The 225-nt window shown below is 73.8% G+C and carries 1 protein-coding gene; it reads left to right on the top strand.

What is annotated here, in order from left to right; genetic code table 11:
* Nucleotides 1-225: phage major capsid family protein (locus BYZ73_RS22235; RefSeq protein WP_146746446.1), on the top strand; the 225-nt coding region annotated here is incomplete at both ends.

Genomic DNA, 225 nt, shown 5'->3' with positions numbered 1-225 from the left:
CCCAGCATGCCCGCGACGACCTCTTGAAGGCGATGGCGCTGCGCGAGGACCTGGCGTTCCTCAGGGGCGACGGGGCGAACGACACGCCCAAGGGCCTGCGCAACTGGGCGCTGGCCGCGAACTGGCGGTCGGACATCGCGGGCACCGCTGCGGCGGCCGAGGCGGCGGTCCGCTGGGCGGTCTCGACGGTCGAGGACGCCAATGTCGGCATGGTCAGCCCCGGCT

The sequence above is a fragment of the Rhodovulum viride genome (assembly GCF_003265965.1).
GTDB lineage: Bacteria > Pseudomonadota > Alphaproteobacteria > Rhodobacterales > Rhodobacteraceae > Rhodovulum > Rhodovulum kholense.
This window is presented reverse-complemented; position numbering and strand designations above follow the sequence as displayed.